The sequence below is a fragment of the Streptomyces sp. NPDC030893 genome (assembly GCF_055571535.1).
Genome location: NZ_JBVIFC010000032.1, coordinates 20,423 through 30,219, shown reverse-complemented (window position 1 = coordinate 30,219; position 9,797 = coordinate 20,423). Strand labels below are relative to the sequence as shown.

General features: G+C 72.2%; 10 protein-coding genes. 3 read left to right on the top strand and 7 right to left on the bottom strand.

Annotated features, from left to right (window positions below; all coding sequences use genetic code 11):
- The first annotated feature begins 648 nt into the window (after nucleotides 1-648).
- Nucleotides 649-1,683: a tryptophan--tRNA ligase gene (trpS, locus tag ACZ434_RS32510; protein WP_468462304.1), complete on the top strand. Its 1,035-nt coding sequence runs from the start codon at nucleotides 649-651 to the stop codon at nucleotides 1,681-1,683.
- A gap of 27 nt (nucleotides 1,684-1,710) precedes the next feature.
- Here trpS and proC read toward each other — a convergent pair whose 3' ends face one another.
- The 6 genes from proC to ACZ434_RS32480 all read right to left on the bottom strand — a co-directional run bounded on the left by proC (nucleotide 1,711) and on the right by ACZ434_RS32480 (nucleotide 6,092).
- A complete protein-coding gene (gene proC / locus ACZ434_RS32505; RefSeq protein ID WP_468462302.1) occupies nucleotides 1,711-2,523 on the bottom strand; it encodes a pyrroline-5-carboxylate reductase in 813 nt (270 codons plus the stop codon).
- A gap of 205 nt (nucleotides 2,524-2,728) precedes the next feature.
- On the bottom strand, nucleotides 2,729-3,499 hold the full coding sequence (locus tag ACZ434_RS32500) for an ABC transporter permease (protein WP_468462300.1): 771 nt from the start codon (nucleotides 3,497-3,499) through the stop codon (nucleotides 2,729-2,731).
- Nucleotides 3,496-4,284: an ABC transporter ATP-binding protein gene (locus ACZ434_RS32495; protein WP_468462306.1), complete on the bottom strand. Its 789-nt coding sequence runs from the start codon at nucleotides 4,282-4,284 to the stop codon at nucleotides 3,496-3,498. Before ACZ434_RS32495 ends, ACZ434_RS32500 begins: the two co-directional genes overlap by 4 nt.
- Before the next feature lie 36 nt (nucleotides 4,285-4,320).
- Entirely contained in the window at nucleotides 4,321-5,121 is an 801-nt protein-coding gene (locus tag ACZ434_RS32490; RefSeq protein WP_468462298.1) for a class I SAM-dependent methyltransferase, read from the bottom strand.
- A gap of 50 nt (nucleotides 5,122-5,171) precedes the next feature.
- The gene (locus tag ACZ434_RS32485) at nucleotides 5,172-5,708 is read right to left on the bottom strand and encodes an EamA/RhaT family transporter (RefSeq protein ID WP_468462296.1); all 537 of its coding nucleotides are present in this window, start codon (nucleotides 5,706-5,708) and stop codon (nucleotides 5,172-5,174) included.
- A 30-nt stretch (nucleotides 5,709-5,738) separates the two neighbouring features.
- The gene (locus ACZ434_RS32480) at nucleotides 5,739-6,092 is read right to left on the bottom strand and encodes a WCX domain-containing protein (protein ID WP_468462294.1); all 354 of its coding nucleotides are present in this window, start codon (nucleotides 6,090-6,092) and stop codon (nucleotides 5,739-5,741) included.
- 51 nt (nucleotides 6,093-6,143) lie between these two features.
- Here ACZ434_RS32480 and ACZ434_RS32475 point away from each other — a divergent pair, with 51 nt between their 5' ends.
- Nucleotides 6,144-7,037, top strand: a complete 894-nt coding sequence (locus tag ACZ434_RS32475; RefSeq protein WP_468462292.1) for an MFS transporter — start codon at nucleotides 6,144-6,146, stop codon at nucleotides 7,035-7,037.
- 67 nt (nucleotides 7,038-7,104) lie between these two features.
- Here ACZ434_RS32475 and ACZ434_RS32470 read toward each other — a convergent pair whose 3' ends face one another.
- On the bottom strand, nucleotides 7,105-7,413 hold the full coding sequence (locus ACZ434_RS32470; protein WP_468462290.1) for an SH3 domain-containing protein: 309 nt from the start codon (nucleotides 7,411-7,413) through the stop codon (nucleotides 7,105-7,107).
- A 184-nt stretch (nucleotides 7,414-7,597) separates the two neighbouring features.
- Between ACZ434_RS32470 and ACZ434_RS32465 the strand changes: the two genes are divergently transcribed.
- Entirely contained in the window at nucleotides 7,598-9,718 is a 2,121-nt protein-coding gene (locus ACZ434_RS32465) for a serine/threonine-protein kinase (RefSeq protein WP_468462288.1), read from the top strand.
- Nucleotides 9,719-9,797 lie beyond the last annotated feature (79 nt).

Here is a 9,797-nt window from a genome sequence, read left to right as displayed (position 1 = left end):
CTTCCTTCGTACTCACCCTCTCGGGCTTTCCTCCGGGCGCTTCCCTTCGGTGTTTCCGACTCTATCAGATCTTTTCGATCCGATTTCCTCGGTGCCTTCCAGGTTCACGCTTTCGCGTTTCCCTTTCCGGCGGTTCCGACTCTATCAGATCCTTTCGGGCCTGATTCCCAGTCAGCGGGGTCCGTCTTCCCGACCGTTGGGCCGTTCCGACGAGTGAGACTTTAGCGGATTCCCGGCCCCCGACCTAATCGGGGTCCTGCTCCCTTTCGGGCGCGGATTCCTCATTTCACGAATACGCGGGCCACTGACGCGCCAGTAGACAGACTGCTGACGTCGTTCGTTGGTGGTACTCGTGGAATGGCTGCCCGGGGACCGACCGGAGTCGGCTCTCACGTCGGACAACTCGGAGAACCATACGGACCGCGCAGGGGAGTGTCAACTCGCTGCCCGAACCCACCCGGCGGGCGTACGCTGGTGCCCATGACGACGCGTACGTACAGCCAGTTCTGGTGGGCCGCCTGACGGCGGCCGACGCTACGTGCGCACTCAACGGCCGCCGCCTCGGCGGCCGTTTTGTTTTCTCCCTCCAGGACTCCGAGGGGCGGCCGGCCGGGGACGGCGGCCTCCGCGAGGAGAGGGAGAAGAGAGATGACACGGGTCTTCAGTGGGATCAAGCCGACGGGGCATCTGACGCTGGGGAACTACCTGGGTGCCATGCGGCAGTGGGCCGCGGTCGACCAGCACCGGTCCGACGCGCTGTTCTGCGTCGTCGATCTGCATGCGCTCACCGTCGACCACGATCCCGCGCGGGTGCGCAGGCTGAGTCGGCAGGCGGCGACGCTGCTGCTGGCTTCCGGCCTGGATCCGGAGCTGTGCACGGTGTTCGTGCAGAGTCATGTGGACGAGCATGCGCGGCTGTCGTACCTGCTGGAGTGCGTGGCCACGGACGGCGAGATGCGCCGGATGATCCAGTACAAGGAGAAGGCCGCCCGGGAGCAGCGGCGGGGCGGGAGCGTACGGCTGTCGCTGCTGACGTATCCGGTGCTGATGGCGGCGGACATCCTGGCGTACGGCGCCGATGAGGTGCCGGTCGGGGACGACCAGGCACAGCACGTGGAGCTGACCAGGGATCTCGCGGTGCGCTTCAACCAGCGGTACGGGCACGCGTTCGTGGTGCCGCGGGCCACGCACCCGGGGGTGGCGGCGCGGGTGATGAACCTGCAGGATCCGACGTCGAAGATGGGGAAGAGCGACGACACGGGGCCGGGGATCGTCTATCTGCTGGACGAGCCGGACGTGGTGCGGAAGAAGGTCATGCGGGCGGTGACCGACAGCGGGCGGGAGGTCGTTCACGACAGGGAGGCCCGGCCGGGGCTGGCGAATCTGCTGGAGATCCTCGCGGCGTGCACGGGTGGGAACCCGGAGGCGCTGGCCGGTGTATATGAGTCGTACGGGTCTTTGAAGAGGGACACCGCGGAGGCTGTGGTCGAGGTGCTGAGGCCCGTGCAGGAGAGGCACAAGGAGTTGTGCGCGGATCCTGGTTACGTGGAGGGGGTGCTGCGGGATGGCGCGGACAGGGCGCGGGGCATGGCTCGGCCGACCGTGGATGCCGCTTATCGGGCGATCGGGTTGTTGCCGGCGGGTTCGAATACCGGGGCGCCCGTGCTGAACGCGGTCCGGTAGGCGCGGGCGCTGTCGGCGGGGCGGTGGTCAGTCCTTGTTGCCGGAGGCGAGTTCGCGGCTGCGGTCGCGGGCGGCTTCCAGAGCGGCGATGAGGGCGGCACGTACGCCGTGGTTCTCGAGTTCGCGGATGGCGTTGATGGTGGTGCCTGCGGGGGAGGTGACGTTCTCGCGGAGCTTCACCGGGTGTTCGCCGGAGTCGCGGAGCATGGTCGCGGCGCCGATCGCGGACTGGACGATCAGGTCGTGGGCCTTGTCGCGGGGCAGGCCCAGCAGGATGCCGGCATCGGTCATGGCTTCGACCAGGTAGAAGAAGTACGCGGGGCCGGAGCCGGAGAGGGCGGTGCAGGCGTCCTGCTGGGACTCGGGGACCCGGAGCGTCTTGCCGACGGCACCGAAGATCTCCTCGGCGTGGGCGAGGTGGCCGGCGGTGGCGTGGCTTCCGGCGGAGATCACCGACATGGCCTCGTCGACGAGGGCGGGGGTGTTGGTCATGACGCGGACGACCGGGGTGCCGGTGGCGAGGCGTTCCTCGAAGAAGGAGGTGGGGATGCCGGCCGCGCCGCTGATGACCAGGCGGTCGGCGGGGATGTGCGGGGCGAGTTCGTCGAGGAGGGTGCCCATGTCCTGCGGCTTGACCGTGAGGATCAGGGTGTCGGCGGTCTTGGCGGCTTCCTCGTTGGAGACCGGGGTGACTCCGTAGCGGGTGCGGAGTTCGTCGGCTCGTTCCTGGCGGCGGGCGGTGACGAGGAGGTCGGCGGGGGCCCAGCCGGCGCGGATCATTCCGCTGAGCAGGGCTTCGCCGATTTTGCCGGTGCCGAGGACTGCGACGTTCTGGGTCATGGCTGGGGGTGCCCTCCGGGGGGTGCGTCGTCCTGCGGGCATCCTCGCATTCCGGGGGCGGGCGGGGGTGGGGTGTCCGGTGGGCGGGATGTCGGCGGTGGGTTGCCGGCGGTGGGTTGCCTGTCGGGGGTTTTCGCCCCCGCCGTCCCGTCCCGTCCCGTCCCGTCCCGTCCCGTCCCCGGGGGCTGCGCCCCAGGACGGGCTCTTATTGCGTCCGGCGTTTCAAGGTCGCCGCGCCCAGGGTCAGGACCAGGAGGGCGCAGGCGGCGACGATCGCTGTGTCGCGGACGAAGGCGGCGGTCATGTCGGTGTGCCGGAGGACCTCGTTCATGCCGTCGACGGCGTAGGACATGGGGAGGACGTCGGAGATGGCCTCCAGGACGGGGTGCATGCTGTCGCGGGGCGTGAAGAGGCCGCAGAGGAGGAGCTGAGGGAAGATCACTGCCGGCATGAACTGGACCGCCTGGAATTCGGAGGCCGCGAAGGCCGAGACGAACAGGCCGAGGGCCGTGCCGAGGAGGGCGTCGAGCAGCGCCACCAGGAGCAGCAGCCACGGGCTGCCGGTGACGTCGAGGCCCAGGAACCAGACGGCGAGGCCGGTGGCGAGGGCGGACTGGACGATCGCCAGCGTGCCGAAGGCGAGGGCGTAACCGGCGATGAGGTCGCCCTTGCCCAGCGGCATGGCGAGGAGGCGTTCGAGGGTGCCGGAGGTCCGTTCGCGCAGGGTGGCGATCGAGGTGACCAGGAACATCGTGATCAGCGGAAAGATGCCGAGGAGTGAGGCGCCGATGTTGTCGAAGACGCGCGCGTCGCCGTCGAAGACGTAGCGGAGCAGGAACAGCATCACGCAGGGGATGAGGATCATCAGCGCGACGGTGCGCGGGTCGTGGCGGAGCTGGCGCAGGACACGGACGGCGGTGGCGGTGGTACGGGAGGCGCTGAGGGCCCGCGCCGGGGCGGGGGTGATCGTGCTCATCGGGTCGTCTCCTTCGTACGGCCGGCCGCTTCCGCCTCGTCGACCAGGTGGAGGAAGGCCGCCTCGACGGTGTCGGCGCCGGTGCGGGTACGCAGGGCGTCAGGGGTGTCGTCGGCGAGGATCTCGCCCGCGCGCATGAGCAGCAGGCGGTGGCAGCGCTCGGCCTCGTCCATGACGTGGGAGGAGATGAGGAGGGTGGCGTCGCGTTCGGCGGCGAGGGTGTGGAAGAGCTGCCACAGGTCGCGGCGGAGGACGGGGTCGAGGCCGACGGTGGGTTCGTCGAGGACGAGCAGCTCGGGGGTGCCGAGGAGGGCCACGGCGAGGGAGACGCGGCTGCGCTGGCCGCCGGAGAGGTTCCCCGCCAGGGCGTCGGCGTGGGTGGTGAGGTCGACGTCGGCGATGGCCCGGGTGACGTTGTCGTGGCGGCGGTCGGCGGCCGACCGGCCGGGGTCGAGGATCGCGGCGAAGTAGTCGAGGTTCTGGCGGACGGTCAGGTCGTCGTAGACGGAGGGGGCCTGGGTGACGTAGCCGATGCGGGTGCGCAGGGTGGGGTGGCCGGCGGGGCGGCCGAGGACGTCGAGGGTGCCGGTGACCTTGGCCTGGGTGCCGACGACGGTCCGCATCAGGGTCGACTTGCCGCAGCCGGAGGGGCCGAGGAGACCGGTGATCCGGCCGCGCGGGACGGTGAAGCCGAGGCCGCGCAGGACGGTGCGGGGGCCTCGGACGACGGTGAGGTCCTGGGCGTGGACGGCCGGTTCCTCCGTGGGCCGGGAGGAGTAATTCATCATGTGATGAATAGTCCTCCCGGCCGGCGCGTGCCGTCAAGCGGTCGAGGCCGGGGGTGTGGGGGTGGTCGCGAGGAGGAGCAGGACGTCGTAGGTCTCTTCGACGATCCCGTCCGGGAAGACGTCCAGGACGTGCCGTCGCTCCTCGGCGAGGTAGGCGGTGCTGCGCTCCTCGCCCTGCAGCAGGAACAGCGAGTGGCTGCCGAGGTTGGCGAGGTGGGTGTCGAGGGGGACGCGGCGGCTCCAGCGGATGTCACGGCGTACGACGTCGAGGCGGCCGGCGAGATCCGCGGTGTGGGCGTCGAGGTTGCGTTTCTCGGCGGAGACGTCGAAGCCGAAGTGACGGCAGGCGCGTTCGTCCGCCTCCGCGATCCACGGCACGTCGAGCGCGCTGGTGTTCCACCACAGGGCGAGCGCCCCGCCCGGGCGCAGCACGCGTGCCGCTTCCGGGACGGCGCGGGCGGGGTCCGTCCAGTGCCAGGCCTGGGCGTAGGTGAGGAGGTCGGCGCTGTGGTCGGCGAGGGGCAGGGCGTCGCCGCTGCCCCGGACGACCGGCACAGCGGGCAGGGTGCGGCGGAACTCGGCCGCCATGCCCTCGCCGGGCTCGACGGCGATCACGTCGGCGCCGCGCTCGTGCAGGCGGGCGGTCGCTATGCCCGTGCCGGCGCCTATGTCCGCGACCCGCGAGCCGGCGAGGGGGCGGCCGGTCAGTTCCTCGATCGCGTCGAAGAGGGCGGGCGGGTAGGAGGGGCGGCTCGCTGCGTACTGGGCGGCGGCCGCGTTGAAGGAGTGGGCGCGGGTGGTGTGGGTGGCCTGGCCGGCTCTCGGTGTCGTCATACGGCCATGGTGGCCGTGCGACGGGAGGACGCCGGGGGATTTTCGCCGGGTCAGGAGCGGCGGCGGCGCTTCTTGGACGGGTTGCCGGTGCGGCGGGTGACGCGCCGCTCGTACTCCTCGCGGGCCTGCTCGTACTCCGCGCGGTGCAGTTTCTCGCCCGGGGCCTCGGTGAGGGAGCGCACGAAGTAGGCGAGGAGGGAGCCGATGAAGCCGATGGACAGCAGGCCGCGCAGGGACGCCTGGCGCTCGGGGTCGGGGCGGGTGGTGAAGCCGGACCAGGTGTGGCGGAAGGCGAGCGCGCTGCAGATCGCGAACATCACGACCATCAGCAGCGAGACGAAGCTGCCCACGTCGGCGATCCGGAGCCCGTCGTAGGCGAGGCGCAGCACGAAGCAGGCGGCGGTCGCGGCGGCGAGGGAGCCGACGGCGACGCCGGCGCGGCGGGCGGCGTACCCGCCGGAGTGGTCGACCCAGGTGGTGCCGAAGAACCGGATGGGCTCCGGCCGGGGGCCGGCCGGGGTGCCGTTCGTGTCACGGGTGTCGTTCTCTGCTGCGCTCACGCCTCGATTGTGACCCCTCCCCCGCATGTGCGTGCGAGTCCCCCTGCCCTGCCCCCTTCAGCGGTCGTGTCCGAGTCCCTCGTCGACGCGGGTGCGCACGGTGCGCAGCGCCTGCCGGAGTTCGGCCGGCTCGATGTCCGTGATGCCGGTGTCGAAGGTCAGGAGCAGTCCCGCCACACCGGCCCAGGACCAGGCGCCGAGTGTGAGCCGGCAGCTGGAGTCGGTGACGTGTTCGACGGTCGATCCGCCGGGGGCGAACCGGGCGACGACGGGTGCGGGCAGCGCGAGGAGGGCGGAGCCGCGGCAGGGCCATTCCGCCGGGGTGTCGCCGCGGTCGTGGGTGCTCATGACGAAGGCGACCGGGTCACCGTGCGGGACGTCGCGGCGCTCGAAGGTTCTGCCCGTGGGCATGCGCGGGTGGAGGCGGTCGACGCGCATCGCGCGCCAGCGGTCCGCGTCCGGTTGGAACGCGACGAGGTACCACCGGGCAGCCTCGGCGCGAAGGTCCTGCCGGAGTCCCGCTCCGCCTCGACCGCGCGGCTGGACCTGCCGGGTGCGCTGCTCGCGGCCGCGGGCATCCTGCTCCTGCTGTTGCCGATCATCCAGACCGAGTCCTGGGGATGGACCGCGGCGAGTTACGCCCTCCTCGCCGCCGGGATCGTCGTGCTGGCGCTCTTCCTCGGCCACGAGCGCCGACTGGTCCGACGCGGGGGCGAACCCGTCTTCGACCCGGCTCTGCTCCGTATCCGCGCCTTGGGGACCGGGCTGGGGGCGTCCGTGCTCTTCTTCGGCGGTCTCGGGGCGTTCTTCCTCACGCTGTCGGTCTATCTCCAGCTCGGCACCGGCCGCAGCGCGTGGGAGACCGGCCTGGTGATCCTGCCCTACACGTTCGGCTCGATCCTCACCTCGGGGCTCGGGGTCGCTCTCGTCGCGAGGGCCGGGAGGGTGTTGCCGATCGCCGGTTCACTCACCATCGCCGCCTCCCAGTGGGTCCTGTGGGCGGTCGTCAGGGACGGTGACGACCCCGGATACTGGCCGCTCGCTCTCGCCCTCTTCCTTGGCGGCCTGGGTCTCGGTCTGGCCGCCCCCGTTCTCGTCGGCGTCGTCCTCGCCGGGGTCCCCGGACGCAACGCGGGCGCCGCGGGCGGTGTGCTCTCCACGGTCCACCAGATCGGCGCCGCGATCGGCATCGCCGTTCTGGGCACGGTCTTCTTCACCGCCGTCACCGGGTCGACGGCCGGCCGGCCGGACCTGGCCGGCTACGGTCACGCGTTCGGCGTCGTCCTCGTCGTCTCGGCGGTGCTCTACGTGGTGGCGGCCCTGGTGATGCTCGCGCTCCCCGCGGCCGCTGCCTAGGGCGCCGACCGGTGAGCCGTGTCCGGCTCCTCCGGCCGGCGCCCTCTCGGAGCCGGCTGAGCGGTGGTCAGCAGCGCGGGGCCACGTATCCGTCGCTGCCGGTGTAGATGTACGCGTCCGAGACGTACTGGCCGTTGCCGATGTTGTCCCAGACGTTCGAGGTGCCGTACGGGCCCGAGACCCGGGTGCCCGTCGTCTGGCAGGTGATCCGGACCCTGGCCCCCTCGGCGAGGACCCGTACGACGGCGTAGCCGGTGCCGGGGCCGCTGCGGACGTTGAGCCGGTGGCCCGGTGCCACCGGGTAGGAAGCCGCGGCGGCCGCCATGACCGCCGTGTCCTCCGCGCCCGCCCTCTCCTGAGTCTCGTCGATCGACATGGAAAAACCTCCCCCGTTGCGCCCCACGACTGTCGTGGGGCCCCGTTGATACCCCTTGAACAAGCCATGAAACACCAGTTCGCCCTTCGCACGGGAAAGCGGGCGGGCCTCCTCCGTCCCGTACACACCATCGACTAGGCTCCGAGCGTCGCGCGCGCGAGACGAACAGCACGGGGGTGGTTCCATGGCGTCGCAGCGGAACGCCGGAGCGGGCGCGGAAGCGGAACTTCCGGAGTACGCCGGTCACTACCGGCTGGAGTCCTGTCTCGGCTCGGGTGGCATGGGCGTCGTGCACCTGGCGCGCAGCACCTCCGGGATGCGGGTCGCGGTGAAGGTCGTACACGCCCGGTACGCCATGGACCCCGAGTTCAGAGGGCGTTTCCGCCAGGAGGTGGCCGCGGCGCGGCGGGTGAGCGGGGCGTTCACGGCGCCGGTCGTCGACGCCGATCCGGAGGGCGGGCGGCCCTGGATGGCCACCCTGTACATCCCCGGCCCGACGCTCTCCGAACAGGTGAAGCGGAACGGGCCGATGGACCCGGACCAGTCGCGCCGGCTGATGGCCGGGCTCGCGGAGGCGCTGCGCGACATCCACCGGGTCGGGGTCGTGCACCGGGACCTGAAGCCGAGCAACGTACTGCTCGCCGAAGACGGGCCGAAGGTCATCGACTTCGGCATTTCCCGGCCACGGGACAGCGAACTGCGCACCGAGACCGGGAAGTTGATCGGCACGCCGCCGTTCATGGCGCCCGAGCAGTTCCGGCGGCCCCGGGAAGTGGGCCCGGCGGCCGACGTGTTCGCCCTCGGCTCGCTCATGGTGCACGCGACGACGGGGCGCGGCCCCTTCGACTCCGACAGTCCGTACGTCGTCGCCTACCAGGTCGTGCACGACGAGCCCGACCTGACCGGCGTACCGGAGTCGCTCGCGCCGCTGGTGCTGCGGTGTCTGGCGAAGGAGCCGGACGACCGGCCCACGCCGGACGAGCTGATGCGGGAGCTGCGGTCGGTGGCGGCGACGTACGACACCCAGGTGTTCGTGCCGGCGCCGCGGACGCCCGACGGGGAGCGGGAGGCGCCGGGCTCCCCGGCGGACGCGCCCCCGGAGCGGCCCGCGCGGCGGCTCGGCAAGCGGACGGCTCTGGTGGCCGGGGCCCTCTGTCTCGCCGTGCTCGGCGGGCTCACGGCGGTGCAGGTGTTCGGCGGCGGCACGGACCCCGCGCGGAAGACCACCGCCGCGCGGAGCACACCGACGGGCTTCGGCGCGTGGGAGGCGACGCCCGGCCCGGACGCCGACGGCATGCCCCAGTGCTCCTACGGGGCGGAGAGGCTGCTGTGCGCGCTCCCCGACCTCGTCTTCGCCCTCGATCCGGCCGACGGCCGCATCCTGTGGCGGCACGACGTCACGGGGGAGACGCGGAACGAACCGCCGGTCATGTCGGGCGGGCTCGTCCAGCCCTCCCTCGACCTGATCGGCGAGCTGGAGGCGCTCGACCCCGCCACCGGCGAGCCGGTGTGGCAGAAGGAGCCGCCCGAGCACGACGGACTGCGGACGGTCGGCGACACGCACCTGCTGACCCGCTCCGACGGGCTGGTCACGGGCGTGGACAGCGCCTCGGGCGAGACCAGGTGGTCCCGCCGGATCCCGGGGCAGGCCGTGCCGTACTTCTCCTCGGTCCCCGGGGAGTCGCAGGAGACGGGCGGGCCGTCGGCGTACGCGACGAGTCCGTCCGCGGACGGGAGCGGAACCCGGGTCACCGCGGTGGATCCGGCGACGGGTGACGTGCGGTGGGACGCGGAGCTGGAGGGGACGCTGACGCCCGTGGGAGCGGCGGACGGTGCCGTGTACCTCCTCGTCGAGGGCATCACCCACGGGGACGTGAAGGCCGTACTGCGCTACACGCCCGGCACCGGGCACGTCCGCCGGGTGACGCTGCCCGTGCCGGTCGATGCGGCGCAGACCGGGATGCACGGGGCCACCCTGTACTTCATGGGGGCGGGCGGCTCGCTGGTGGCCGTCGACATGGCTGCGGGGAAGCAGCTGTGGCGGCTGGAGACGGGCGTGAGCCGGGGCTCGGTGCCCGTCTCCGACGGACGGCACGTGTACGTCACCGCTCCCGACGGACGGCTGCTGGGCGTCGACGCCCGCGAGGGGAAGCTGCTCGGGCAGACCCGGCCCCGGCTCGGCGCCGCATCCGACCGGGTCCCCGCCGCGCTGCCCACACCGGTGATCGCGGGCGGCCACGTCTACGCCGGCGCGCCCGACGGAACCGTGTTCGGCGTGACGGGTGGGAACCCGGCCGACTGGTGACGGCGCGGCCGGCCGGGGGGCGATCACCGGCCGGCGCGGGGCCGCCGGCCGGTGATCGCCGACGCCCGCCCGCACACCC